The organism is Arthrobacter oryzae (assembly GCF_003634095.1).
GTDB classification, from domain to species: Bacteria; Actinomycetota; Actinomycetes; order Actinomycetales; family Micrococcaceae; genus Arthrobacter; species Arthrobacter oryzae.
The window spans coordinates 143168-167546 of the sequence record NZ_RBIR01000001.1 but is presented as its reverse complement, the minus strand read 5'-3'; the positions used below and the strand labels follow the sequence as shown (position 1 = coordinate 167546).

The following is a 24379-nucleotide window of genomic DNA, read 5'->3' as shown; positions in this document are numbered from 1 at the left end:
CTGGCATTTCGGTCTGTGCGCCGTAGCCGGAAACGGAAATTCGGGGCGTAGCTGTTTGCAGGGCGACGGCGTTGAGCAGGGCGGCCGGTCAACCGGGCAAGCCGGCGGACACCCGGTTGCAGGTTTAGAGGCCGGAGTTGATCGCAGCGAGCAGGGCTGTCCCGTCGGGGCTGCCGAGGCCGGTGCAGGGATCCCAGCCGGTCGCGGCCCGGTAGGTGCCGTTGTTTCCCGTGGTGACGTCGTGGAACCCGCTCGTCCGGCTATAGAGCAGAGGCTGGATTTGGCCGAACCGCCGCCCCGTCGACTGGGCGAACAGGGTGATCAGTGCCGCCCAGAGGGGTGCGACGGCGCTCGTGCCGCCGATGACCATGTCCTCGCCGTCGACTCTGACCCTGTACCCGGTTTGCGGGTCGGCGACGCCGCTGACGTCCGGGACGCCGCGGCCATGGCCCCTGGGGGCGGGCTTTGGTGCCGGTTTGCGGTGGCGGGCATGGGCGGGCAGGCCGCGCTGCCAGGCCGGAACGGGGAAGGTGTCGCTGTAGCCGCCACCCGTGGCTGAGTTCGGTCCGTCATTCCAGACGGTTTCCGAACTGATTGTTCCCGTAACGATGTCGGCATTCAGGCGGGTGCCGCCGCAGGCCAGCACGTGCGGGCTGGAGGCCGGAAAGTCCGCGTGGTCCTTGCCGTCCGTGGCTGCGTCGGCGCTGCCGTTATCCCCCGCCGCCGCCGTGACGGTCACGCCCAGCGCCGAGGCGTCGGCGACGGCCTGGTCAAACGCTGTCCGTGCCTGGGCGGTCCAGTCGTCCTCGTTCTGACCCCAGCTGATGCTGATAGCCGCCGGTGTCGGCGCGGCGTGAGAGGCATTGATGATCGCGTCGAGGAACCCGGCATCCGTGTTCGGCGCGAAGTAGACCAGAATCTCCGCCGCCGGTACCAGGGCCCCGATGACTTCGATGTCGAGCAGTACCTCCCCGTCGGCTCCGGCCGGGTCCTGCCCGGGCTGGTTGGCGGCGCCATCGACGCCCACGGCAGTCACCGTTGGCCCGGTGATCCCGAGACCTGCGAAATATGCGTCCAGGTCCGCCTGACCGAAACCGCCGCCGAGTTCGATGATGGCCACGCTCTGACCGCTGCCATCGGCGCCGGCAGGGAAGTTGTAGATCCTGGCCAGTTCCGGCGGGGTGTAGCTGGTCCCGGCTGCGGCCAGCGGGATCGCATGGAACTGCGCACGCGCCTGAGGACGATCATCGAGGCCCAGGACCGCCGTGACGATTCCGTCCAGCTCTGCCGGGATCTGCAGGCCCCCGGTCCGGTGCCGGTGCGTGACGTCCTGACCGTGGGGCCCGCTGCTGGTCACGTCCTCCAGGCTGGTGCCGAAGATCCGGCCCAGCTGTTCGACAGTTCCGGCCAGCCGCAGCCGGCGGGAGGCCGGGTCCGCTTCGAGGATCTCCGCTCCGAGCCGGGTGAACGTCTCGACAGCAAGGCCCAAGTCCCCGGCCGAGGCCCCGTGGCGGGCGGCGAGTTCGGCGCCGGACATCGGTTCGGCGGGCATCTGCGTCAATGGCTCCTGCCGGCGCAGGATCACGGTCACCTCAATCCTGCGGGAGGGATCGACGGGTCCGTGCGTGGCTTGGATCCCGGCCGCCGCACTGCGTTCCGAACCTGGCAGCGGGACACTCTGCACGGCGGTCATCGGGGTGGTGTTCTGCTCAGACATGATTGTGCTCCGTTCGTGGGACGGTTCTCGCTCAGGGCTTGTTCGGGGTCAGGGTGACGTCGTTCGGGGGCGGAAGTGTGCCGCCGCTACGCAGCACCACCGGCGGGACCGGATTTGAAGTCGCCGCGGGAGGGGGTGGCAAGGGGTTGGGTCTGCGCTCCGGCTGCGGCGGAGCAGGCAGGCTGATCTTCGACCCGAACACCGGCGGTGCAGGGTTGTGCCGGGTGGGGTCGATGAGGTCGGCGAGGCCGGGATCCTTGTCGACGCGGTCCACCCCCAGTTCGGGCAGTCCGAGCAGCTGCATGACGGTCTTCGGTATGCCGGCGTGGTTGGACCAGCGGCTGTCGATGCCCGGCTTGACCGGGCCGCCGAACATGATCAGCGGGACCCGCGGACCGTACGCGAGTTGTACCCCGTCCAGGGTATGTTCGATGTTCGGCGTGGCCACGTGATCATCCCAGCCGCCCCAGTCATCCCAGGTCAGCAGGAACACCGTCTCATCCCACCCGCCGGATCTGACGACGGCGTCCACGGATTCCCAGGTCTTGTTCATTCCGATCGTAACGTCGGCGGTCGGGTGTTCGTCTTCGGGCGCGTCGTGCCACAGATAAGTCAAGGGCGGCAGCTTCCCGGCGGCGGCGTCGGCGACGAAGTGCGCGTTGGGAATCAGGTTTTTGGAGCCGCTGAGTTGTTGGTAGAACCCGGCCGGGTAGCTGTCGGTGCCTGTGTAGCAGGCCCAGCCGATGCCCGCCTCATCCGCGAGGCCCGGGACGGAGGGCATGTCCCACAGCGGCGGCGGCTGGGTCCGAGAGGGGTTGCGCAGCGTCGGTGACTGGCCGCCAAGGATCAGCAGATGATTAGGCGTCGAGTTAGTGCCGAAGCCGCTGCAATGGTTTTCCAGGAACGCCCCCGTCAGCGCCAGATACGCGTAAAACGGGATGACCGCCGCGGTGTCGAACTGGGTCCGGGTCGCCTTGTGCTCTCCGGCGAGCCAGCGGTAGTAGGCGTGCCGGTCATGGGGCTGATCCGACGCGGGCGGGTTGACCTGGGCCGGCCAGTCCTTCGCAACGTTCGCCCCGTAAGGGGCCAGGCCCTGGAAGTAATTATCGGTGGTGTGGTTCTCTTGGACCATCACCATAACGTGCTTGATTCTGCTGCTCGCCATGACGTCCCCGCTTCCTCGGCCGGATCACCCGGCCGCATAACCGGTCATTCGACGACGCTACCGCAGGGGAATCATTCGGTGAATGACTTAGAGCAGGAATGCGGCGGCGCGCCCCTCGTGGCGGCTCAACCAAGGCAAGAACAAAGGACCGCACCACGGCTGGGTGCCGGACGGTGCGGCCTTCGTGCTTGGGCAAAGTCAGGACAGCCGGCTGGAGAACTCCTCGGCAGTCATCGGGGTGGAGAACATCGGGTAGTCGTATGCGATCGCGTTGTCGTGTTCCTCAACCGACGTTGCAGCCACACAGTCGCTCAGCGTCACCACCTCGTACCCGTTCTCGTAGCCACTGCGCATGGTTGACTCGACACAACAGTTGGTCAGGAACCCGCCCAGGACGATGGTGGTGATGCCTTTGCTGCGAAGGATGAAGTCCAGGTTTGTGCTGGCGAAGGTGTCGAGACCCCTTTTGCCTTCAATGACGATGTCGCCCTCAGCCGGCGCCAGCTCGTCGATGATGGCTGCACCCCAGGTTCCCTTGACGAACACGCCGCTGTCGACGACCCCCTTGAGGATCCCGTATGGATGTTTGCCGAGCTCGTTGTAGCCCTCGGCAAACGTGATGGGCGCGTGCATTATCGTGACCCCGGCCGCGCGGGCTGCCTCTACAACGCGAGCCGTGTTGGCGAGCATGTCCGTTTTTTCCATGACCGGTCGGACCGCGTCATGCAGCCCGCCGCCTTCGGACGTGAAGTCGTTCTGATATTCGATGAGTACAACGGCGGTGGTGTTCGGATCAAATTTCAAGGCATCCTCCTGGTCGGGGGTGAAGCGCCCGCAGCAAAGCCGACGGTCGAGGTCAGACTAGCCGCGGCCCCTACACAGGACAAGGGCTCGGGTTGACCCATGGAATGGTCCGCGTAGCCGGATACGTGGCCACATCTGACTGTAAGGTGAGGGCACCCATCTTCTTTCACGCCGAAACCGCAGCCCTCGGGCTGCACTCCCCTGCTTCCTGAGTATCATTCGACTATCCGGGCCCTTGCCGGAGTTTAAGCACCGGCTGGCCGTACCTTCCCAAGTTGTTGTGCCTTAGAACGGGGTCCGTATGGCACGTCCGCTGATCGCAACGAAGCTGTTCATCCCGCCAGCCCGACGCAATGTTGTGACACGCACGCGGCTGTTGGATCGCCTGCGCCGTGGTGCCGGGTCGCGATTGACGCTGGTATCTGCCCCGGCCGGGTTCGGTAAGACAACGCTCCTGGCCGAGTGGCTGGGCGGAATGCAGGCGGATGACCGTCGCATTGCGTGGGTTTCGCTCGACGCCTCCGACACCGACGCTGCGTCTTTTTGGACCTATGTTGTGTCCGCGCTGCAAACAGCGGTGCCAGGCATCGGGTCATCTGCTCTCGAGCTCATTTCCCCATCGGACGGCTGGACTGAGTCAGTGCTGACCACGGTCCTAAACGAGCTGGCCATGGTGCCGGCTGATGTTTGGTTGGTGCTCGATGACTACCACCTTGTTGACAGTCACGAGGTGGGCAAGGGGATGGTCTTCCTGCTGGAGCACCTTCCGTCCCACGTTCACGTTGTGATCAGCACCCGCGCTGACCCCGAGCTGCCGATGCCCCGCTGGCGGGTGCGCGGCGAGCTTGTCGAGCTCCGTGCAGCGGACCTGCGTTTCACGGCAGAGGAGGTGAGCGCATACCTCAATGAGGTGGCAGGACTGAACCTCTCCGCCGGGGCCGTCGTGGCGTTGGAGCAGCGTACTGAAGGGTGGGCGGCGGCACTGCAGCTGGCCGCGCTCTCGCTCCAGGGACGCGAGGACGTCGCCGGTTTCATTGCCGGGTTCGCCGGAACTGACCGCTACGTCGTCGACTACCTGGTCGAAGAGGTACTCGGGCATCAGCCCGATCACGTCCGCACCTTCCTGATGCTCACAGCCGTTCTCGACCGTTTCAGCGGACCGCTTTGCGATGCTGTGACGGGCCGCGCCGACGGGAGAGAGATGCTCACAGCACTGGAGCGAGCCAACCTATTCATCGTCCCGTTGGATGACCGGCGGGAATGGTACCGCTACCACCACCTCTTCGCGGACGTGCTGCGGGCGCGTCTGCTCAACGAACAGCCTGGATTAGTTCCGCTGCTGCATCAGCGCGCCAGCGCGTGGTACGCGCACAAGGACCTGATGGAAGAAGCGGTCCGGCATGCCCTGGAAGCCCAAGACTTCAATAGGGCGGCCCACTTGATGGAGTGGGCCGTGCCGATGATCCGGCGCAACCGGCAGGAGGCAATCTTGTTCGGCTGGCTGAGGGCGCTTCCCGCCGACGTCGTCCGGTGCAGCCCGGTGCTTAGCGTCTTCTACGGATTCATGCTCATGGCCTCCGGTGACCTCCACGGGGTGGAACCGCGTCTGGAGGATGCGGAACGTGCACTGGCCGCGGTCCCGTCCGGGGCAGTTCCGCCCTGGCCCGAGACTGAGGAACTCCGGACGCTGCCGGCAACCATCGCCGTTTATCGTGCCTCGCTTGCACAGGCGCGGGGCGACGCGGCCGGCACTTCCGAGCACGCCCGGCACGCCCTTGCCCTGGCCGGCCCCGGCGACCATCTTGCGCGCGGCGCTGCCTCGGGCTTTCTAGGGCTGGCTGCGTGGGCGAACGGGGAGATGTCTTCTGCGCTGGATACATTCACGCAGGCCGTGGCGAGTCTGCACGCCTCCGGAAACCTCGTTGACGCCATCAGCAGCACCGTCGTGCTCGCTGACATGTGGCTCGTGGCCGGCCGGCCCGGTAAGGCGCGGCGGCTCTACCAGGACGCGTTGCAGCTTGCGGAGGCCGAGGGCGAGCCGGTCGCCCGGGCAACCGCCGAACTGCATGTGGGGCTGGGTGGGCTTGACCTGGAAGCCGGAGACTTCGCTGCCGCGGCGGGGCACCTCACGACCGCTGGCGAGTACTTCGAACGGGCGCCAATGACTGAGAGCCGCTACCGGTGGTTCGTGGCCAGGGCGCTTGCTGCCCGTGCCGACGGAAGGCTCGACGACGCCGCTACCCTGCTTGGCCAGGCTGAGCAGCTCTACCTGCCTGGATTCTTTCCGGACGTGCAGCCGATCGGGGCGATGAGGGCCCGGATCTGGATCGTCCACGGCAAGACGTCGGAAGCAGCCGGCTGGGCCGAGGCACGAGGGGTGGCATTAACGGATAAAGCGAGCTACCTGAGCGAGTTCGATCACCTCACGCTCGTGCGGCTGCTCATCGCGCAGCACCGGGAACATCCCGACGGCGGCATGCCCCGGCAGGCCGATCACCTGTTAGGGCGGCTGCTCGAGTCCGCGGAGACGGGCGGACGCGCCGGGAGCGTGATGGAGATCCGCATGCTGCAGGCTCTGGCCCTGGCCGTTCAGGGACATTGGGAGCAGGCCCGCGCGATGCTTGGCCGGGCTTTCGCGGAGGCGCCCGAACCCGGCGGGTATGCCGGGCTTTTCTTAGCCGAGGGGACGCCGATGATGGAGCTGCTGCGCGACGCCGCCGCCCACGGAATCGCCGAAGGACACGTCCAGCGGCTGCTCAACGTGGCTGCGCCGCCCTACGCCCAAGCCCCCGCTCAGGGGCATCGGTTGCCCTCCTCCGTGGGAGAAAAGTTGAGCGGGCGCGAGCTGCAGGTGCTCCGGCTCCTCGACGGCGATTTGAGCGGGCCGGAGATCGCGCAAGCGCTGTTCATCTCAACCAACACGCTCCGCACGCACACCAAGCACATTTTCGCGAAGCTCGCCGTCACCACCCGGCGGGCCGCGGTCCGCAAGGCGCGCGACCGAGGCCTCACGTGACCGGGAAAGCCAAATCTCACCCTGTCACTCACATCATGGGGTGATGCTTGCTCACCCGGCCCTTCCCTAGGTTTGAAGTATCCCGCGACACCCTGACGCGGAAACCCAGACCCAGGAGTCGAAGATGTCCATCACCACCACCAACCTCACCCGGGCGGCCGGCCTGTCCGCCGTGGCGGCAGGCCTGCTGTTCATCGGCGTCCAGTTCAACCATCCCCACCTGGATGCGGAGTTCGCCACCACCACCGAGTACACGGTCCGCCAGAGCCTGAAGGTGCTCATGGCCGGGTTGTCGCTGGCCGGCATCACCGGGATGTACCTGCGCCAGGTGAGGCAGGCCGGCGTGTTGGGCCTGATCGGGTACCTCGTGTTTGGCGCCGGCTACCTCATCATGATGAGTGTTGAAGTGATCGGGGCCGTTGTCTTTTCCACTCTTGCCCACACGGCGCCGGGCTACGTCAACGACGTCTTTGCCGTGTTCACGGGCGGGCGCGCCAGCGGAGACATCGGCCTGATGCAAGCCCTTAACCTGGCGTCCGCGGCCACATTCCTGGGCGGCGGGCTCTTGTTCGGGATCGGGCTGTTCCGCGCCAAGGTCCTCGCCCGCTGGGCCGCCGCCCTTCTAGCCGCCGGCTCCGTGGCGACACTGGCCATTCCCTTGCTGCCGCAGGTCAACGAAAGGCTGTTCGCCATACCCACCGGGGTGGCAATGGTGGGCCTGGGATACTCGTTGTGGCGTGACCAGCGCGCCTGTGCTATTCGAATCCTGCCCCGGGACGCAAGTCGCCCGCTCAACCCGGCTGGCACCAAATGACCCTGCACAAGGCAGCGCGCCCCGCCTGGTCGACGCGGTCGACCGGGTGGGTGCCGTTCGCCCTCATCGTCCTCGTCCTGATCCCCGCCGCGGCCGGCTCCTTACGGCTTATCGAGTTGGCGGGCGGCCCCTCTCTCCTCCCGGTGAACGCGCGAATGACGGCCTCACCCGTGCCCGTGGTCGTGCACATCGTCGGGGCGGTCCCCTACGCGGTCCTGGGCGCCTTTCAGTTCTCGTCCCGGTTGCGACGCCGTTGGCCCGCCTGGCACCGTGCGGCCGGACGCGTCGTGCTGGTTCTGGGATTCGCCGTCGCGTTCTCCGCGCTGTGGATGACGCAGTTTTATCCGCGCCAGCCCGGCACCGGGACACTCGCCTACATCTTCCGGCTGGCGTTCGGTACTGGGATGGCGACCAGCCTCATCCTCGGCTTCGCGGCGATCCGTCGCGCCGACGTCGCACGTCACCGGGCCTGGATGACCCGCGCCTATGCGTTGGCTCTCGGCGCCGGCACCCAGGTCTTCACCCAAGGCATCGGGAACGCCGTCTTTGGCGTCAGCGCACTCACCACGGACCTCATGCTGGGGGCCGGGTGGGCCCTGAATCTCATTGTCGCGGAGTTCATCATCCGCCGCGGCGGCAACCGGACATCCCCGTCAACGGGCGAGGCCCGGCTCCCATGACTGGATCCCACGTGCCCCACGGCTACCGGATTCGGGTCGGCGGTCACCTCGACGACCACTGGTCAGCCTGGTTCGATTGCCTTGCCTTGGCCCGCGAAGACGACGGCACCACAAGCCTCAGCGGGGCCGTGCCCGACCAAGCCGCCCTGCACGGGCTGCTCACAAAGATCCGGGACCTCGGCATCCTCCTGATTTCCGTGGAACCCATCGACGCAACAGACCACAGCGGCAGCGGCTCCGGGGACACCAGGTCTTGGGACGGCGAAACCCAAGATCGTGACCATGTGAGAGTCCGTAGCCTCCTCACACCCAAAAACTTACCCCCGACACCATGACCGTCTGGTCTGCCTGTGAGCTAACCAAGTACGTTATAGACAAACTCGGGCCTCCGTGTGGTTGCCCATCTCGCCGGCGAAACCCGTCGGCACGTTTGCAGGACCGTCCGCCCGCCCCTTCTCTTCGATGCAAAGGTTCATGATGTCCGAGGCTGTTCTGTCCCAACCGGGCCCCGTAGCGCTGACGGCTGCCCCGGTAGCTGCCGTGGACGCCCGCGGCCTGCACAAATCCTTCGGCAGCGTTCACGCGGTGAATGGCATCGACCTCACCATTGCCCCGGGCGAAATCGTGGCGCTCCTTGGCCCCAATGGGGCAGGCAAGACCACCACTATCGACTTGCTCCTGGGACTGGCCAAGCCGGACCGCGGCGACGTGCGGATCTACGGTCACACGCCCCGCGGCGCAATTGCGCGCGGACAGGTCTCCGCCGTCATGCAGACCGGCGGACTGCTCAAAGACCTCACGGTGCGTGAAACCGTGGCCCTGACAGCGTCACTGTTCGCCGACACCCAGCCCGTGGACGAGGTCCTGGGACGGGCCGGGATCTCCGAGATCGCGGACCGGAGGGTGGAGAAATGCTCCGGCGGCCAACAGCAAAGGCTCCGCTTTGCCATGGCACTGGTTTCGGATCCGGGGCTGCTGGTGCTGGATGAACCAACCACCGGCATGGACGTCGAGGGGCGGCGTGATTTCTGGGATGCGATCAGGTCCGATGCCGCCCGCGGGCGGACGGTCATCTTCGCTACCCACTATCTGGATGAAGCCGACGCCTACGCGGACCGGATCATTCTTCTCCGGCGCGGACGGATCGTGGCCGACGGCACCGCAGCCCACATCAGGTCCCTCGCCTCCGGCCGCACCGTCCGGGCGTCCGTGAGCAACCTCGACGCCGCCGCCGTGGAAGCGCTGCCCGGCGTCGACGAGTTCGAGGTCCGCGCCGATACCGTGAGCATCCGCACCAGAGATTCCGACGCCGCGGCCCGGTACCTCCTGACCCACACCGACGCCAGCGACCTGGAAATCACCTCCCATAACCTCGAAGACGCGTTCCTCGCACTCACGTCCGACCCCGGCGGCGCCGACTCAGATGAACCGTCCCGGCCAGCAGAAGAAGGCACCAAATGATCCCCGCCCCCGCCCCGGCAGCCCTCTCGACGGAACGCCGGGTCCCGGGCTTCGGCGGGTTCAACCGGACACTGCTGGGCATCGAAATCAAACGCCGCCTCCGGAACCGGCGCACCCTGTTCTTCACCATCGCCTTCCCCGTCATCATGCTCATCGCCTTCGGCAGCCAATACAAAGACACCCCGCTCAATGCAGCCTTGCCGGTCAGTAAGGGCGGCACCTCCGTCACGGCGTTCATCATGATCTCCATGGCTGTCTACGGGGCGATGCTGGCCTCCACCTCCGCCGGCGGCGCCGTTGCAATCGAACGGGCCCAGGGCTGGAGCCGCCAGCTCCGGCTCACCCCGCTGACCCCCGTAGCCAACATTGCCGTCAAAATCATCGGCGGCCTCGCCGTCGGATTACTCGCGGTGCTCGGCACTTTCGCCACAGGGATCTTCCTCGGCGTCCGCATGGAGCTGCACATCTGGATCCTTGCCGGACTCACCGCCTGGCTCGGATCCCTCGTCTTCACCGCGCTGGGCCTGCTCGCCGGCTACCTCGTGCCCTCCGAAAACGTCATGCAGTTCATGGGACCGGTCCTGGCCTTCCTCGCGTTCTTCGGCGGACTCTTCCAGCCCCTGAAAACCATGACCCCCGCCTTGCAGAACATTGGCGTCTGGACACCCACGTACGGCATCGGCGAAATCGCCCGGGCCCCGCTCACCGGCGACGCCTTCAACTGGGCCGCGGCCGGGAACGTCCTGGTCTGGCTCATCGTCTTTGGTACCGGCGCGGCCCTGGCCTTCCGCCGCGACACCAAACGCGTCTAACAGCGCGCCGCAACCAGACATCGCCGGCGAACGCGGCGCGGGGCCATCGCTGTCCCGCCAGCCCCGGCCGTCGTTCCCCACCTGACGCCCGTCCGTCAGGACCGGTCAGAGCCTAAGGGATGCGCTGTCACAGCGGGAGGCGGTACGGCCCCGCCCTCCTACTCGACGACGGACATCGGCAGGCCGCCCCCATGCACGGAAGGGCTGATGCTGTCCAGCTGCCAGCCGTGCGCGGATGCCCGGAACGTTGCGGTCTGCGGCAGCGAGTAGCCGGACGGGACGTTGCTCGGCCCGTTCGCGGCCGAGGCCTGGTGTTCCTCGGTCAGTTCCTTGAAGTGCACGCTCGCCGTCGAGCCGGTCACCTCGATGGATTCCACCGTGATCGTCGTCGAAAAGTCCGTGTACCAGAACCCCATCGACTTGAATCCGGCCTTCGACCGGGCCACCACCGGAAGATCCCGCGCGCGCTTGGCCCGATATGCCGCCGTCGTCTGCGCGTCGGCTAGATGCGGTGCCGGGGGAACGTTCAGGGCAGTGCCGTTGCGGTCCTCGACGGCAGTCCGGATGATGGCCGTGAGCTCGGCGGATGAGGGACTGGGCACGGCCACTACGGGAGCTGCGGCCGGGAGCGGCCCGGCAGCAGGCTGGCACCCGGCAAGGGCCAGCCCGACCAGCACCGCGATAGCGGCCACCCCGCGCCTGCATGTCATCATGGTCCCCCCTCGTCCGATGTCCTCACAGCCTGCACGGCAGGCCCCAGCCAGTCAACTAATGGCCGTTGGAGGCTCCAGACCCCCGGGCCGGCCGAAGACGGGTCGGACTGCCAAATCCAACCGGCGCGACGTTGCCACCGACCACTGTTTGTTCTATAACTTATAGAACAAACAGTGGTGGTGGAAGTCATGATTCTCAACGTCGACTTGGCCAGCGAGGTGCCGATCTACCAGCAACTCCGGGACCAGATCGTGGAGGCGATCGCCGATGGCGTGCTGGCCGAGGGCAGCCCGTTGCCGGCCACCAGGACGCTCGCCGCCGACTTCGGAATCAACTTCCACACCGTGAACAAGGCCTACGACCTCCTCCGTCAGGAAGGCCTGATCCGGCTCAACCGCAAGAGCGGTGCGGTGGTGACCCAGACGGTCGCGGACCCGCCGTTTCCGGCCGAGTGGACGGCGCGGGCTCGGACCCTGCTGGCCGAGGCCGTCGCCAGAGGCCTGCCGGCCGACGAGGTTCTCACTATTTGCCGGTCAATACTCGATTCGTTTGACGCCAGGAAGCCAGAGGGCACGCCATGACCGTTGCCATCGTGCTGAGTTCCGTATTGTCTGCGCTGGTGCTCGCAATCGCCCTGGCGCTGCCTTCGATCAACAGCCCGACCGTGCCGTTCGGGGTCCGGGTGCCGGCCCAGCGTGCCGGGGACCCGACGGTGGTCCGGCAGACCCGTGTATACCGATGGCGGGTGCTCCTCGGCGGAATCGCCGCCGTCGGGGTCTGCGTCATCATCTTCGCCGCAACGGGTGAGACGCTGCTGCTGCCGCTGTCGGCGCTGGTGCTCGTCGGCGTCTGGTACGGCTGCTTCTTCTTGGCCAACCACGAGATCCGGGCCGCCAAGGCGGCGGGACGCTGGTACGAGGGCCAACACCAAGGCATCGCAGTAGACACCGAGCTGCGGACCAATCCCCCGCGGTTTCCCTGGCTCTGGCTGGTCCCGGCGCTGATCATCACAGCCGCCACCGTGATCATCGGCGTGATCAGTTACCCCTCGATGCCCGAGATACTCGCCGTGCACTACGGCGCGGGGGGAAGGCCCAACAGGCTGGCCGCCAAGTCCGTGGGGACCGCTTTCTCCCTGGTGTTCGTGCAGATCGGTGTGACAGCGCTGCTCGTGGGCATCGCGGCGGCCATCTTCCGCGGCCGGCCCGACATTGACCCGGCGCACCCTGCCGGCTCGGCGCACTGGTACCGCCAGTACATGACACTGAGCGCCAAAGCCCTTCTCGGGCTGGTGGCGATGATCGATCTGGGGATGCTGGGATCATCGCTTCTCATGTGGACCGGGACCGTCACCCCGTGGGCGCCGCTGGTAATCGTGCTCCCGGTCCTGACCGCCGTCGCGGTAACCGTCGTCGTCCTGGCCAGGAACAACCGCGAGCAGAACGAGGGCGAGGAAAACACCGGACTGATCCACCGGGACGACGACAGATACTGGCGCGGCGGGCTCTTTTACATCAACCGCGAAGACCGCACGTTATTCGTTCCGCGCAGGTTCGGCCTGGGATGGACTCTCAACTTCGGCAATCCCAAGGCAGCGATGCTTCTGGCCGGTGCGGCCGCGCTGATCGGCCTGCTGATCAGCCTACGATTCGGCAGCTGACCCCACCACAGCTTAGCGACGGCGAGGAGACCTCCGGCACCGGAACCGATCCGACGGATGATCGCTCGTCAGGCACGCCTAACGAGTATGTGTTTACAGCGCCTTAACGGCGCCGTATGGTGCACACCTAGCAAGGTTGCAGGCAGCCTTGGGAACGGGAGATGAGCGCCATGAAGAAGAACAGGATTGCCTTCGCGGCCCTGGCCGCCGCGAGCTTGGTCATGGCCTTGCTCACCGGAGGCCCCACCGTGGCGGCTGCCCAGGCCGCCACCAAGCCGCTGATCGGCCTGACGTTCGACGACGGGCCGTCGCCCCAGCGCACCGCGTTCGTCCTCGACGTCCTCAAACAGAAGGGCGTCAAGGCGACGTTCTTCCTCGAGGGCTCCCACGCGCAGCAGTACCCGGACCTCGTCCGCCGGATCAAGGCCGAGGGGCACGTGATCGGCAACCACTCCTGGAACCACCCCGACTTCCCCGATATCAGCCAGGCCAGCCAGAAGCTGCAGATCGACCGCACGAACGCCGCCATCAAAGCCATCACAGGCGAGGCACCCAAGCTCATGCGCTTCCCGTACGGCGACAGCACTCCTTACGCGACGAACTACCTCAAGACCATCGGTATGAGCGGCGGGGTTATCTGGCACTGGGACGTCGGCAACCCCGGCGACTTTGAGTGCCCCGGTGCGACCCGCGTCCAGAGGTATGTGATGGCGGAGGCGACGCCCGGCGCAATCATCCTGCTGCACGATGCTGGGGACGTCCTGTCCTGCTCCTCGAGCCAGTGGGCCTACTTGGCCAAGACCATCGACGCACTGCGGGCCAAGGGCTACGAGTTCGGGGTGGTGGCCCCCTCCGCGACGGCCAACCCGATCAACCAGGGCTCGCCTGCCGTCGTCGTCGCGCCCGCCGGCGGCTAGACGGACTGAGGCAGGATGCTGCCTCCGCACTCCCGGTGGCGCCGCATTTGAAGGGCATTGTTGGGGGCGACGATCGGGCGCCGCACCTACAGACGAGTAGTCAGGCGGCCCAGTTAGGGGCTGCGGGATACGCAGGGAGCTTCTTCATCCGCAGGACGATAGCGCCCCGGGCGATGATGAGGGCGTTAAGGCCGAGCCCGCCGACCTGGAACCCCCCGGTGGACCTGGTCACCATGTAGACGACGATGAGGACGAACGCAGCGCCCGCCAGGACGATCGCGGCGATCAGGGGAGATTTGGCCGTGGATCCTCGGGCGGCGATATTCCAGGTCCCGATGCCCGCATAGGCAAGGGCCAGAGCGCAGAAGACACCGATGATGGCGACGGCAAGGGCCATGGCGGTCTGCGGGATGTAGCCGCCCGCGGCCGCGACGGCATTCGTGGCCCGGGCGACCGAGGCGATGTTCATGTAGGCGTAGAAGCCGGAGAAGAGGGCGAGGAAGAGCGAACTGCACCCCAGCACGACGCGCCACCGCCTCGACTTCTCGGCGTCCTGCGGGGAGAGCATCCCGTCTGGGGGCCACGGGGCAGAAGGCTGCGGAGGCCAAGGGCTCTGGTAGGGAGACTGCTGGTCATGGCTCATGCGGCTGCTCCTTCTGGCGTGCAGGAGCACCTCCTGTGCCCCCCCCAACAAGCAGAGCCTACGCTGTGCAATGCATCTCGGGGCACACAGAGGCCGTGGCGCCCCCGCAGTGTGGGTATATTTTCATGCACGATGGAGAGCTTCACGATCTCCGTGTATTCCTCGATGCTGAAGGTGACGAGCACGGAGACTCGGTCCCCCCGGCTAGGTCCCCAAAGGTGATCGCCAGGCGTGTGGGGCCTTCGCTTTCCACGACGCGGTCGGTGCGGTTGAGCCTTTGACGGCCGGTGCGGCGGATCAGAGGCCGAGGTCTTTGACGGCGGTCACCCAGTTGGCTGCTATCGCCTTCTGCGCGGCGGCCAGGGTGACCTGGTGCGAGCAGACGGCCTTGTTCAGTTTCGTCTCGACGGCGTCTTTCGGGTTGGTGGTGCCCGGGGCATTGGCACGGTTCGGTTCCGGCCACAGGTTGGAGACAGCGTTGGTGCCGCCGAGCTGGAGCGAGATTAGGTGATCGTACTCCGTGGAGGAGACGCGAGTCTGGCCGTACTGGGTCAGGCTCAGGGCCTTCTCCTTGTTGGTGTCCGAAGCAGGTGCCCGGACCGTGGTCGTATACCCGGACTTGCAGATGGTGGAGGCGAGATTGCCTTCGGTAACGGCCGGATCGACCGCGCCCGGGGTGCAGGCCGCGTCCGGCAGGTCCAATCCGGCGTGCGCGTCCACGACGCGGACCTTGCACTGGCCCGGGGCCAGGGTCTCATCCACGGCGACCTTGTCCGGGGAATGCACTGACTTCACCCTGGAGGACACGACGCCGGCCGACACCTGGGGTGCGCTAGCGCCGGCCGAGGCGGACGCGTGGGCAGCTGTTTTCGCGGCGTGGGCTACCGCCGCGGTGGCGGCCCCCTCGGCCTTGTGGGCTGCGGTCGAACAGCCGGTGAGGCCGAGTAGGAGAAGGGCGGTGGCGGCCAGCGCGGCGGAAGTCTTCATGGGTCCTATGTGTAGGGCGGATCGGGAACGCCTCCCCGGACATGCAGAAAGCGGGAGGACGCCGAAACATCGTCCCCCTTCCCGTGACCAGTTGCGCGGTGCGACGCGCAGGGATCGCTTGAACGCTTCGGCGTCGGTGATCCGGGCCATACCGAAGAGATATGTTTCGTCCAAGCCGCCAAGTGGCACTCTGCTCAACGGCGAGACGCGGGCGATGGCCCGGCGCGTCCTGGCTGCCCCAAAAAACTACCTCTTGAAGACGGCTCGTTCAGCGCCCTTGGTGTCCTGTCAGATCGTGCCGCCCTGGAACTTCTGGTACCAGCCGTTGCCGTTGACCTTGGAGGCGTCGATCTTGGGCCAGTCCGAAACCGGGTTTGTTAGACCTTGAAACCGCCCGGGTGAAGCACGCTGTGGGTGGCCGCCGCGGCAAGGTCAGTACCAGTTATTGGAAGTCTCGTGGGCCCAGGCCCCGCAAGGTGAGCCGTACCGTCCCGCGATGTAGCCGAGCCCCCAATCGATCTGGGTGCGATAGTTGGTCAGCCAGTCGGATCCGGTGGACGAATACTTCTCCGGCGGGAGGGCCTGCGCCACACCGTAAGCGCCGCTCGAGGGGTTGGTGGCGTTAGTCATCCAGCTCGACTCCTGGGTCCACAGATTCATCAGGCAGGTCATCTGGTCACCGCCCCAGCCGTGGGCGCTTAGCTGGCTCGAGGCGTATGCCTGGGCGCCGCCCGGATCGTTGGCGGCACCGCCGGGGATGTCGGGCAGCACCACGGTGGCCGGGGGGCTCGGCGGCGGGGCAGCCTGGGCAGCTGCCTCTGCGGCTGCTGCTGCTGCCGCAGCCTGGGCGGCGGCCGCAGCCTGGGCGGCGGCCTCGGCTGCTCGCCGGCGGGCTTCTTGTTGTGCCTCGTAGGCCGCCCTGGCTTCGACGCCAGCGCGGTAGTTCCGTTCGACGGTCGCGCTGGTGTTCTTCAGTGTCGCCAGCTGTGCAGTGAGGGTGCCGCTGTATTTCTTTTCCTCGGCCACCTTCTGCTGGGCCGCCCGTTGGGCGTCCTGCGCGGCGCCAAGTTTCGCCTGCGCATCCCCCGTGAGCCGCTGGTTCTCGGTCTGCACCACTGCCTGCTGCTCATCCAGGGACGAGGCAACGGCCTCCGCGGCGCGCGAACTGTTGTACGTGTCGGTGGTCCGTTGGGTGACGATCTGCATCATGTCCAGCTTCTGCAGCCCGTCCCGGCTCTGCAGGGTATCCATTACCGTGAAGGGTCCCAGGTTGATGCCCCCGGCCATGTAGTCCTGGGCTGCGAGGGTTCCTGTTTGCCGCCTCAGTGCCGCCGCTGTGGCATGGGCCTTGCTGGTCTTCTCTTTCAGATCGTTCAGTTTTGACGTTGAGGCATCAAGATTGTTGCGCGCCACGGCGTAGGCCAGGCCCGCCTTGACCGCAGCAGCGCCGAGTGACGACGCCTGCTGCTCCAGGCCGTCCAGAAGGTCGTTGATCTTTTGGATCTCTGCGCTCTTTGCGGTGGCATTGTCTTTGGCGGCCTGGACATCGGCCCACGAAGGGTAGCCGGACGGTGGAGCGTCGTCCGCACTGGCCACCGGCACGACAGCCACCGCCAGCAGCGCGGCGCTCATCACCGCCGCACAGACTTTCCGGGCGGGCACTTTCAACCTGAACTTGAACCTGGGCATATCCCGATGAGCCTACTGGGTCACCGCGATATGCCCGGCACCGGTCCGCGGCGTGGCGCTCTACTGCGTCCACTCGACGCCGTGGCCGCCCTGGCAAGGGCGTCATCTGACGGGCTGGAAGCGGTAAGTGCTCGAACTGACCGGACCCGTCACGGACGGCCGAGCGCCATTCGCAGCGATCGCCGTGGTTTGACGGTCTCCCGGGCCGCCCGGGAACGCAGCGCCGGCCAGTGCATGCAGAATGGGCTCCTCAAGGTCTGAGCCGAAACACGACCGTGCGGAGGGTTCCACCCAGCTTGCGCCCAGAGTGGATACATAGGGTCGAAGGGCTTACTTGTCTGCGCAATGAAACGGCAGAGACGAACTGCACGTGGAAGGACACAGAGTGGCAATGCCCTCAAAGAAATCACTGAAGACCCGTATCGGAATCGGAGCGGCCGCCGTACTGGCCGCCGGCGCAATGGCCACAGTCGGCGTCGGAATCGCATCTGCGTCACCGTCCGCCCCGGCACCGTCCGCAACTGAGGCCCCGTTCTCCGGCGCCAAAACCGGTGCCCACGCAGGCGCCGGCAACCTGGGGGCTTTCCTGCGCCTCAAAGCCGACAGCCCGCAGGCTGCCGGGGACCGCGCCGCGAAGGCCGCGACAGCCGCGGTCAACCGCCCGGAGGTTTTCTCCAAGCTTCCGTCCGCTTTGCAGGCGGACTTGACGGCCCTCAAGAACGCCGCACCCGCTGACCGGGTGAAAGACGCCTACAAGATCAAGACGACCGCACTGTCAGGCGGGTATGGCGCCGGGATCCAGAAGCGGGCCGTCCACATTCAGAAGAGCGCCACCGCCGGGGCCGGTCTGCGGCAGGAGCTGCGGAACGCCCTCACCTCGGCAAACCCGGGCGCCGGAATGCAGAAGGTGGCCGACCAGCTTGTCAGCCACCCGAAGCTCTTCGCCAAGCTTCCGGCCAACCTGCAGACGGACCTCAAGACGCTCAAGGCCGCCGCGCCTGCTGACCTGGACACCCAGGCCAACAAGATCAAGGACACCGCGCTCAACGGCGGATATGGTGCCAAGATCCAGAATGCGGCCCAGGCGCTCGAAAAGAAGACCGCAACGACGCCCGCCGCCTGATCGCCCGTCCCTCTGAAGCAACATGGTCCGCTGCCGGGCGGCCATCCCGGAGCTGCCGCGGTCACTGCCTCTGGGATTCGGCCGCAGCCGGGTCCAGATCCGTGAGGGTGAGTGGATGTGCCGGGGCCTCCGGGAAGGGGAAGCTGGACATCACCGTCAGATCCGGGCCCACGCGGACCATCTCACCCGCCGCTATGGGACGCCAGTCCGGGTTGTGATCCATCGGCACGGTGGCGATGAGGACGTGCGGGGACATGGCGAGCTCTTCACTACGGGCGTGGATACGGCGGCTCCTGGCCTCCAGAGGCGCGGCGGGGCCGGGAACGCCGGCAGGGTTCCGTTCCAGGACATACAGCTCGTGCGTGGCCGGGTACCTGAGAGCCCACAGGTCCGTCGCGGTCGTCACGATCAGGTTCAGGCTCAACACCGGCAGCTCCCTGGCGATCCAGGTGACGGCTCGGGTGATGCCTTCTCCGACGTCTCCGCCCGCGCGGCGGGTCTCGGCGGTAATGAGGGCGAAGAGCCGTTCGCTATCGGTCTGCCCGTGCACCAGATCCGCGACCCCCAGCCCGACCAGGCGCTGCTCGAGCCGTTCGATGTCTCCGAAGGCGCCATTGTGCGCGAACAGCCGCCCGTCCTGTTCAAACGGGTGGGTGTTGAGAAGCGTGTGCGCCCCGGTACTGGCATACCGGACATGGGCCAGGAACGTGGTGCTCTTCAGATCCCGGGCCTCGCGGGCGAACGCGTGGTCCTCCCACGCCGCAAGCGGCTGCTTGGCCACATGGGCCTTACCGGCGGCGTCAAAGGTACCGATGCCCGCCCCGTCCGGCTCCCGCCTGCTCTGGTCGGACAGGCTGTCCGGGGCATCAAGGAGCCAGAACGTGGCCCGGACCGGCCGGGGGCCGGCGTGCAGGCCGAACAGTCGGCACATGGTCACTCCTCATAGATTCCCTGCTGACAGTATCTGGCTCCCCCATCATCGCCCCCGCCCGGCACGCCGGCGTGCTGCCGCCCCCAAACTCCAATTAAGAGGAAAAGTCACTGCACCGGCGTCATGGTTTCGGCTCCATGAAAGGCGCCTGTCGCCGGAATTGGCACCTCGTGCCATCGTTAGACGGAGACGGCGGCCAAATCCGGGCTTGGACCAGTCGTTTCCATGTCCCCTTCGAGGAGCGGGTTATCGAGGCTGGAGTAGTCGGCGGATTCCTGATGAGTAAGGCCCGTGGCGAGTTTGACGACGTCGGAGAGTCTGCGGTTGCGCTCGAACGCTTGCCGCTGCCGGCCGGCCCCCGTGCCCTGCCCAAGGATCCTTTGCAGTGCCTCCGCGACGTAGGAGGCATCGCCGGTATCCTCCAGAGCCTCCCGGACATGGCCGTGGAGCGCGTCGGCGACGTTTCTGGCGGTAGCTGGCCGGTGCGTTACTGGATGCAGGAGCTCACCCTCCGAGCCCCAACGGCTGGCCCGCCAGGCTGCCTGTCGCAGGATTGCGGCGGGAACCATGTCCGGTGGATGCCCGGCTTCCCATTCCCGGGCGGCGGTCTCCACCAGCGCCCGCACCAACGCGGCAATCAGTGCGGCGTCGCGCGCATCAAGACAAACATCGGCCACCCGGATTTCGACGGTCGGGTGACGGACGGACAGACGCGCGTCAAAATCAGGGCTGGTGACCACCCCGGTGCCCGAAAGGGCTTCCACCAGCGAATAGTAGGCCTTTGCCGAGCCGAAGACGTCTGTGGGCCCGGCTGTGGACCACCGATTCCAGGCCTGGGTTCGAAAACTGGCGTACCCGCTGTCCGTGCCGTTCCAGAACGGGGAATTTGAGCTCAAGGCTATAAGCGGCGGCAGCCAGGATCTGATCCGGTCCAGGACCGCGACGCCCTCCTCATCGGAGCCCACGGAGACGTGGACGTGGTATCCGCAGGTCAGCTGCTCGCGGGCCGTCAGAGCAAATTTCTCCATCAAGGCGTCATAACGGACGTTGCGGGTGGCCGTCGGTGTGGCCGGCAGCGGAGACGTGGCCAGGGCAGCGATCCGCGCGCCCGTCATCCGGGCCAGCGAGTCGGCATAAGCCCGCCCGGCCCGGATCTCGGCCGCGAGTCCGCTCAGACTGGAATGTGGGTGTGTGATGACTTCGAGCTGTTCCTGCTGAAGCTCCGCGGCCAGCATCTGAGAGGGTGCCGGATGGTCCGCCAGCTTTTGGTCCGGATCGTGAAGGCGAAGCAGCTCCCCCGCCAGGGGCAGAGGATATCCGCTGTCCGGATCCACAATCAAGAATTCTTCTTCAACACCAAAAGTACGCACATGCTAAGTGTGACCGACGAAAGCGACAGCGAAGGACCACAGGTCAGGGTCCGCGCGCAGGCCGACGGTCACCCGCCGGCCGGGAAACAAATCCGACCGCGCGATCGACATGCAGCCCCAAGTGCGCCATCCTCGGCGCGGCACAAGAAAATCCCAACGAAGCAAGCGCAGAGTTAGAGCATGAAATCACTACTGAGCGATGACGTCGTCGCCGTACGTGGCGTCCTCACCGATACGCACCCGGTCGACTTCCATGCCCTCGGGGTAACCGGCGCAATCGACCGCTTGACTCTTCCACTCCGCGAACGCGGAGCCGCGGTGCACCTGGAGACTCCGCACCACGGAATGGAAGTGGACCGGCAATCCGCAACTCTTCTGTACCGGGCCGCACAGGAACTCCTCAGCAATGTCTACAAATTCGCCCACGCTTCAACTGTGACAATCCGGCTCGGCTGCGTCACTCAGGGCCTGAGCCACAGCATCCAACTCAAAGTAACCGACGACGGCGGTGGCTTCGACGTGCCGGCAGCCATGGTTGGTCGGCACACGGGGATGGGACTGCGCCTCATGCGAGCGGCCGTAGGCCTTGCCGGCGGAGACATGATCATCGAATCGTCCCCCGCCGCAGGAACCTGTGTGACGATAACACTGCCTCTGGACTAGCATCGGCTGCGCCGTTCTTCTGCTCGGGGCCGGCGCAGGCTCAAGACTGGCGTCGGATGGGAGTGCGGATTCACGGACGGCGTGACGTGATGTGACGTGCGGCACGAGAAACTTTGGGTGCCACCGGCAGTCTCTGTATTCTGGAAACAGGTCAGGCAGAAGGCTTCCAGTTCTTCGTTGAGGACCCGACTTCTATGACCGCCAAACTCGCCGTCACCGTTGCAGTCGACATGGACGCCACGACCGTCACTCTAAGTCCTGCCGGCCGGCTCACGTCCGACAATGTTCGCGCCCTCCTCGCATTAGTGGGGCGCGCCGGGCGCGTCCTGCCCGGCTTCGATGTTCACCTGGACCCAGGCCAGCTCCACCCCGGCTCCCCGGATGCGCTCAAGACCCTCTCCGGGGCCGGGGTCAAAACCCTTACGGCGCAACGCTCAAGGCGCACTCGTCGTGGACACCACCCGGATCTTGCCGGGAGGGTGGCCGCATGAGCGGACAAGTAAAACCCGAGCGCGGGGGCCGGCTGTTCTGCCGTTTTGGAATGTGGTCGCTGGTACCCGATGAAGACCTTCTGAACTTGCGCCAGTCGCTGCGCCAGGTGCAGAAACTCGTGGGACAGGCCGTCGCCGGCGAACTCCTCGGCCTGGTCGATCAGGAACTATATCGTCGCGCTCACGCCGGGGAGCCCAAGGGAGCAGACCTTCGTGACCACCTCGGATACTAAGTCACCTCGTGGCGCTCAACCATGACGAGCCCGCAGTCGCTGATTTCGTCGTTGAAGTCATGGAGCACTGGTTGCGCCGGGGTGCGGACGGCTGGCGACTCGACGCCGCCTATGCCGTCCCGTCGTCGTTCTGGGCCACGGTCACGGCGCACGTCCGCGCATCCCATCCGGACGCGTACTTCGTGGGCGAGTACATCCACGGCGACTATGCAGCAGCGGTCCGGTCCGGCGGCCTCGATTCCGCCACGCAATACGAGCTCTGGAAGGCTGTCTGGAGTTCGCTCAACGACGCGAACTTCTTCGAACTCGCAGCCGCATTCGAACGACACAACGCGCTCCTGGGCTCCTACGCACCGCTCACCTTCATCGGCAACCACGACGTCACCCGCATCGCGAGCAAGCTCACCGATGCAGCGCTCGTCCCGCATGCCGTCGTCGTCCTGCTCACGGTCGGCGGAACGCCGTCCATCTACTACGGCGACGAGCAGGGCTACCGGGGCGTCAAGGAGGACAGGGCAGGGGGCGACGACGACGTGAGGCCGCTCTTCCCGCCCTCTCCCGACCAGCTCTCGGCCGTGGGAGGACCCATCTTCGCCGTGCACCAGGAGCTCATAGGGGTGCGGAGGCGGAACCCATGGCTGCACCGTGCGACCACAGACGTCCTCCAGCTCTCCAATGAGGTGCTTGCCTACCGCGTCGCGGTTGACGCCGATGCGCTTGTGGTCGCACTGAACCTCTCGCACGACACCCAGCGGATCAGCGCCGCGGGCGCCACCACCGTCGTAGCCGGACAAGCGACACTCGATGACGGTGCGAACGTCGTCCTGGTTCCACCACGGGGGTGGGCCGTCCTGGGCTAAAGCAACTGCGAGAGGCGCTCTATCCAAGGTTCTTCCGGCGGGCCTCCAAGACGCATCGACTGCCCGCAAGCCGGTCCGATAGAGGAACGCCTGCGGGATGCGGCGGAAGATATCAGCCGGCAGTCGGCTCCTCATCGTTGGCGACAGCCTCGATCCAATCCACAGCCTGGTCGGAAAGCTGGGGACCGTCTGCTGCTTCGCCAGCCCACCACGCAGATTCTGTCGTGCCTCCGGTAGCCGCCATGATGTCGGCGATGACATCCGGCGGCAGCGTCTCGCCGTTGTGCTCGATGAGCCAGCCGCGTGTTTCCGCGTCGACCAGAGGCCACCACTCGAGGATGTTCATCAACGCAGTGTGGCACCGACGAAGTCGCGTGTACAGATTCCGCCGTGGGACGGGCTCAGGCAAGGGCGCCGGCTATCCAGCGCAGCTTCCACGTTCGCGACCCCCGCAGGCGACCAAGCCCCTAATTCAGCAGTCTCCTAGGGGGAATCTGCCATTCGGGGTCAGCGCCAGCCGAGCTGCGGCGCCACATACTTCAGGATCGACTCGATGACGTGGGCGTTGTAGTCGACACCGAGCTGGTTCGGGACCGTGAGCAGCAGGGTATCTGCGCTGGCGATCGCCTCGTCCTCCGCCAGCTTCGCGGCCAGCTCATCCGGGGCACCCGCGTAGGACCGGCCAAAGACCGCGCGCGTTTTCTCGTCGATGTTGCCCACCTGGTCGGAGCTGTGGCGGTCGCGGCCGAAATATTGCCAGTCGCGCTCGTCCGTCAGTGCGAAGATGCTGCGGCTGACCGAGACGCGCGGCTCCCGCTCATGCCCCGCCTCCTTCCAGGCCTGCCGGTAGAGCTCGATCTGCTCGGCCTGCTGGACGTGGAACGGCTTGCCGCTCTCGTCATCCTTGAGCGTGGAGCTCTGCAGGTTCATGCCGAGCTTCGCCGCCCAGATAGCCGTGGCGTTCGAACCGGAACCCCACCAGATGCGCTCGCGCAGGCCCTCCGAGTACGGCTCCACGCGCAGCAGTCCCGGAGGGTTCGGGAACATCGGGCGGGGGCTCGGCGCCGCGAAGCCCTCGCCAGTGAGCACCTCGAGCAGACGCTCGGTGTGCCTGCGGCCCATATCGGCGTCCGACTCGCCCTCGCGGGGGGCGAAGCCGAAGTGACGCCACCCGTCGATGACCTGTTCGGGTGAACCCCTACTGATGCCCAGCTGCAGCCGTCCCCCCGAGATCAGGTCGGCCGCGCCGGCGTCCTCCGCCATGTAGAGCGGGTTCTCGTAGCGCATGTCGATCACGCCGGTACCGATCTCAATGCCGTTTGTCCGTGCCCCGATCGCAGCGAGCAGCGGGAACGGGGAGGCGTATTGCTGCGCGAAGTGGTGGACACGGAAGTAAGCGCCATCCGCCCCCAACTCCTCGGCAGCGACCGAGAGGTCGATCGCCTGCAACAGCGCATCCGACGCGTTGCGCGTGCCGGACTCCGGGTGGTCAGTCCAATGGCCGAAGGATAGGAATCCGATGTTTTTCACACCACAAACCAACCTCTTGGCGGGGGTTCTTATTCCCGCGGGGCCTCAGCCCCGCACCCCTCCGGCGACACTGGCCGCCCCCGCCACGGCCGGAGACGC

The 24379-nt window shown here is 66.4% G+C and carries 25 protein-coding genes; 14 read left to right on the top strand and 11 right to left on the bottom strand.

The window, feature by feature from the left end; genetic code table 11:
- Positions 1-124: 124 nt before the first annotated feature.
- The 3 genes from C8D78_RS00865 to C8D78_RS00855 form a co-directional block, all read right to left on the bottom strand.
- Positions 125-1717, bottom strand: coding sequence for a S53 family peptidase (locus C8D78_RS00865; protein ID WP_120950007.1), 1593 nt, complete (start codon positions 1715-1717; stop codon positions 125-127).
- Between the two features lie 31 nt (positions 1718-1748).
- Positions 1749-2882, bottom strand: coding sequence for an alkaline phosphatase family protein (locus C8D78_RS00860; RefSeq protein WP_120950006.1), 1134 nt, complete (start codon positions 2880-2882; stop codon positions 1749-1751).
- A 198-nt stretch (positions 2883-3080) separates the two neighbouring features.
- Positions 3081-3686, bottom strand: a complete 606-nt coding sequence (locus C8D78_RS00855) for a cysteine hydrolase family protein (protein ID WP_120950005.1) — start codon at positions 3684-3686, stop codon at positions 3081-3083.
- Between the two features lie 409 nt (positions 3687-4095).
- Between C8D78_RS00855 and C8D78_RS00850 the strand changes: the two genes are divergently transcribed.
- The 6 genes from C8D78_RS00850 (at position 4096) to C8D78_RS00825 (ending at position 10469) form a co-directional block, all read left to right on the top strand.
- A complete protein-coding gene (locus C8D78_RS00850) occupies positions 4096-6702 on the top strand; it encodes a winged helix-turn-helix domain-containing protein (RefSeq protein ID WP_244208171.1) in 2607 nt (868 codons plus the stop codon).
- A gap of 124 nt (positions 6703-6826) precedes the next feature.
- Positions 6827-7516: a hypothetical protein gene (locus C8D78_RS00845; protein WP_208641834.1), complete on the top strand. Its 690-nt coding sequence runs from the start codon at positions 6827-6829 to the stop codon at positions 7514-7516.
- Complete coding sequence (locus C8D78_RS00840; RefSeq protein WP_120950003.1) at positions 7513-8196, top strand: DUF2306 domain-containing protein; 684 nt, start codon at positions 7513-7515, stop codon at positions 8194-8196. The genes C8D78_RS00845 and C8D78_RS00840 overlap by 4 nt, the downstream gene beginning before the upstream one ends.
- Positions 8193-8531 carry a hypothetical protein gene (locus C8D78_RS19785; RefSeq protein WP_208641833.1) on the top strand — a complete coding sequence of 113 codons (339 nt, stop codon included), beginning with the start codon at positions 8193-8195 and terminating at the stop codon, positions 8529-8531. Before C8D78_RS00840 ends, C8D78_RS19785 begins: the two co-directional genes overlap by 4 nt.
- Before the next feature lie 142 nt (positions 8532-8673).
- Positions 8674-9657, top strand: a complete 984-nt coding sequence (locus C8D78_RS00830) for an ABC transporter ATP-binding protein (protein WP_120950623.1) — start codon at positions 8674-8676, stop codon at positions 9655-9657.
- Positions 9654-10469, top strand: coding sequence for an ABC transporter permease (locus C8D78_RS00825; RefSeq protein ID WP_120950002.1), 816 nt, complete (start codon positions 9654-9656; stop codon positions 10467-10469). The genes C8D78_RS00830 and C8D78_RS00825 overlap by 4 nt, the downstream gene beginning before the upstream one ends.
- A gap of 158 nt (positions 10470-10627) precedes the next feature.
- Here C8D78_RS00825 and C8D78_RS00820 read toward each other — a convergent pair whose 3' ends face one another.
- Positions 10628-11182 (bottom strand): hypothetical protein, encoded by a 555-nt coding sequence (locus C8D78_RS00820; protein WP_147429513.1) that lies wholly within the window; start codon positions 11180-11182, stop codon positions 10628-10630.
- A 189-nt stretch (positions 11183-11371) separates the two neighbouring features.
- Between C8D78_RS00820 and C8D78_RS00815 the strand changes: the two genes are divergently transcribed.
- The 3 genes from C8D78_RS00815 (at position 11372) to C8D78_RS00805 (ending at position 13760) form a co-directional block, all read left to right on the top strand.
- A complete protein-coding gene (locus C8D78_RS00815; protein WP_120950622.1) occupies positions 11372-11764 on the top strand; it encodes a GntR family transcriptional regulator in 393 nt (130 codons plus the stop codon).
- Complete coding sequence (locus C8D78_RS00810) at positions 11761-12843, top strand: DUF1648 domain-containing protein (protein WP_120950000.1); 1083 nt, start codon at positions 11761-11763, stop codon at positions 12841-12843. The genes C8D78_RS00815 and C8D78_RS00810 overlap by 4 nt, the downstream gene beginning before the upstream one ends.
- 161 nt (positions 12844-13004) lie before the next feature.
- Complete coding sequence (locus C8D78_RS00805) at positions 13005-13760, top strand: polysaccharide deacetylase family protein (RefSeq protein ID WP_244208170.1); 756 nt, start codon at positions 13005-13007, stop codon at positions 13758-13760.
- A gap of 100 nt (positions 13761-13860) precedes the next feature.
- On the opposite strand, the gene C8D78_RS00800 is transcribed toward C8D78_RS00805, so the two are convergent.
- The 3 genes from C8D78_RS00800 to C8D78_RS19625 form a co-directional block, all read right to left on the bottom strand.
- The gene (locus tag C8D78_RS00800; RefSeq protein WP_147429512.1) at positions 13861-14403 is read right to left on the bottom strand and encodes a hypothetical protein; all 543 of its coding nucleotides are present in this window, start codon (positions 14401-14403) and stop codon (positions 13861-13863) included.
- A gap of 297 nt (positions 14404-14700) precedes the next feature.
- Complete coding sequence (locus C8D78_RS00795; protein ID WP_120949998.1) at positions 14701-15390, bottom strand: hypothetical protein; 690 nt, start codon at positions 15388-15390, stop codon at positions 14701-14703.
- A 432-nt stretch (positions 15391-15822) separates the two neighbouring features.
- Entirely contained in the window at positions 15823-17022 is a 1200-nt protein-coding gene (locus tag C8D78_RS19625) for an aggregation-promoting factor C-terminal-like domain-containing protein (protein ID WP_167467818.1), read from the bottom strand.
- 442 nt (positions 17023-17464) lie between these two features.
- Between C8D78_RS19625 and C8D78_RS00785 the strand changes: the two genes are divergently transcribed.
- The gene (locus C8D78_RS00785) at positions 17465-18202 is read left to right on the top strand and encodes a hypothetical protein (RefSeq protein ID WP_147429511.1); all 738 of its coding nucleotides are present in this window, start codon (positions 17465-17467) and stop codon (positions 18200-18202) included.
- A gap of 61 nt (positions 18203-18263) precedes the next feature.
- On the opposite strand, the gene C8D78_RS00780 is transcribed toward C8D78_RS00785, so the two are convergent.
- Positions 18264-19133, bottom strand: a complete 870-nt coding sequence (locus tag C8D78_RS00780; protein ID WP_120949995.1) for a class II glutamine amidotransferase — start codon at positions 19131-19133, stop codon at positions 18264-18266.
- Positions 19134-19312: 179 nt separating this feature from the next.
- The gene (locus tag C8D78_RS00775; RefSeq protein WP_120949994.1) at positions 19313-20503 is read right to left on the bottom strand and encodes a carboxylate-amine ligase; all 1191 of its coding nucleotides are present in this window, start codon (positions 20501-20503) and stop codon (positions 19313-19315) included.
- A 180-nt stretch (positions 20504-20683) separates the two neighbouring features.
- On the opposite strand from C8D78_RS00775, the gene C8D78_RS00770 reads away from it, so the two are divergent.
- The 4 genes from C8D78_RS00770 (at position 20684) to C8D78_RS00760 (ending at position 22750) form a co-directional block, all read left to right on the top strand.
- Positions 20684-21166 (top strand): sensor histidine kinase, encoded by a 483-nt coding sequence (locus C8D78_RS00770; protein ID WP_120949993.1) that lies wholly within the window; start codon positions 20684-20686, stop codon positions 21164-21166.
- Positions 21167-21360: 194 nt separating this feature from the next.
- A complete protein-coding gene (locus C8D78_RS00765; protein ID WP_147429510.1) occupies positions 21361-21657 on the top strand; it encodes a hypothetical protein in 297 nt (98 codons plus the stop codon).
- A complete protein-coding gene (locus C8D78_RS19780; RefSeq protein ID WP_208641830.1) occupies positions 21654-21890 on the top strand; it encodes a hypothetical protein in 237 nt (78 codons plus the stop codon). Before C8D78_RS00765 ends, C8D78_RS19780 begins: the two co-directional genes overlap by 4 nt.
- A gap of 8 nt (positions 21891-21898) precedes the next feature.
- Positions 21899-22750 carry an alpha-amylase family glycosyl hydrolase gene (locus C8D78_RS00760; RefSeq protein WP_244208169.1) on the top strand — a complete coding sequence of 284 codons (852 nt, stop codon included), beginning with the start codon at positions 21899-21901 and terminating at the stop codon, positions 22748-22750.
- Positions 22751-22862: 112 nt separating this feature from the next.
- Here C8D78_RS00760 and C8D78_RS00755 read toward each other — a convergent pair whose 3' ends face one another.
- Entirely contained in the window at positions 22863-23096 is a 234-nt protein-coding gene (locus C8D78_RS00755; protein ID WP_120950620.1) for a hypothetical protein, read from the bottom strand.
- Positions 23097-23257: 161 nt separating this feature from the next.
- Positions 23258-24280 carry an LLM class flavin-dependent oxidoreductase gene (locus C8D78_RS00750; RefSeq protein WP_120949991.1) on the bottom strand — a complete coding sequence of 341 codons (1023 nt, stop codon included), beginning with the start codon at positions 24278-24280 and terminating at the stop codon, positions 23258-23260.
- Positions 24281-24379 lie beyond the last annotated feature (99 nt).

Bases quoted from the DNA above. Each gene is read 5' to 3' on its own strand.
- C8D78_RS00820 (WP_147429513.1), bottom strand. From the start codon at position 11,182: ATGATGACATGCAGGCGCGGGGTGGCCGCTATCGCGGTGCTGGTCGGG.
- C8D78_RS00860 (WP_120950006.1), bottom strand. From the start codon at position 2,882: ATGGCGAGCAGCAGAATCAAGCACGTTATGGTGATGGTCCAAGAGAAC.
- C8D78_RS00780 (WP_120949995.1), bottom strand. From the start codon at position 19,133: ATGTGCCGACTGTTCGGCCTGCACGCCGGCCCCCGGCCGGTCCGGGCC.
- C8D78_RS19625 (WP_167467818.1), bottom strand. From the start codon at position 17,022: ATGAGCGCCGCGCTGCTGGCGGTGGCTGTCGTGCCGGTGGCCAGTGCG.
- C8D78_RS00845 (WP_208641834.1), top strand. From the start codon at position 6,827: ATGTCCATCACCACCACCAACCTCACCCGGGCGGCCGGCCTGTCCGCC.
- C8D78_RS00800 (WP_147429512.1), bottom strand. From the start codon at position 14,403: ATGAGCCATGACCAGCAGTCTCCCTACCAGAGCCCTTGGCCTCCGCAG.
- C8D78_RS00755 (WP_120950620.1), bottom strand. From the start codon at position 23,096: ATGAACATCCTCGAGTGGTGGCCTCTGGTCGACGCGGAAACACGCGGC.
- C8D78_RS00810 (WP_120950000.1), top strand. From the start codon at position 11,761: ATGACCGTTGCCATCGTGCTGAGTTCCGTATTGTCTGCGCTGGTGCTC.
- C8D78_RS00815 (WP_120950622.1), top strand. From the start codon at position 11,372: ATGATTCTCAACGTCGACTTGGCCAGCGAGGTGCCGATCTACCAGCAA.
- C8D78_RS00865 (WP_120950007.1), bottom strand. From the start codon at position 1,717: ATGTCTGAGCAGAACACCACCCCGATGACCGCCGTGCAGAGTGTCCCG.
- C8D78_RS00805 (WP_244208170.1), top strand. From the start codon at position 13,005: ATGAGCGCCATGAAGAAGAACAGGATTGCCTTCGCGGCCCTGGCCGCC.
- C8D78_RS19780 (WP_208641830.1), top strand. From the start codon at position 21,654: ATGAGCGGACAAGTAAAACCCGAGCGCGGGGGCCGGCTGTTCTGCCGT.
- C8D78_RS00825 (WP_120950002.1), top strand. From the start codon at position 9,654: ATGATCCCCGCCCCCGCCCCGGCAGCCCTCTCGACGGAACGCCGGGTC.
- C8D78_RS00795 (WP_120949998.1), bottom strand. From the start codon at position 15,390: ATGAAGACTTCCGCCGCGCTGGCCGCCACCGCCCTTCTCCTACTCGGC.
- C8D78_RS19785 (WP_208641833.1), top strand. From the start codon at position 8,193: ATGACTGGATCCCACGTGCCCCACGGCTACCGGATTCGGGTCGGCGGT.
- C8D78_RS00830 (WP_120950623.1), top strand. From the start codon at position 8,674: ATGTCCGAGGCTGTTCTGTCCCAACCGGGCCCCGTAGCGCTGACGGCT.
- C8D78_RS00765 (WP_147429510.1), top strand. From the start codon at position 21,361: ATGACCGCCAAACTCGCCGTCACCGTTGCAGTCGACATGGACGCCACG.
- C8D78_RS00840 (WP_120950003.1), top strand. From the start codon at position 7,513: ATGACCCTGCACAAGGCAGCGCGCCCCGCCTGGTCGACGCGGTCGACC.
- C8D78_RS00770 (WP_120949993.1), top strand. From the start codon at position 20,684: ATGAAATCACTACTGAGCGATGACGTCGTCGCCGTACGTGGCGTCCTC.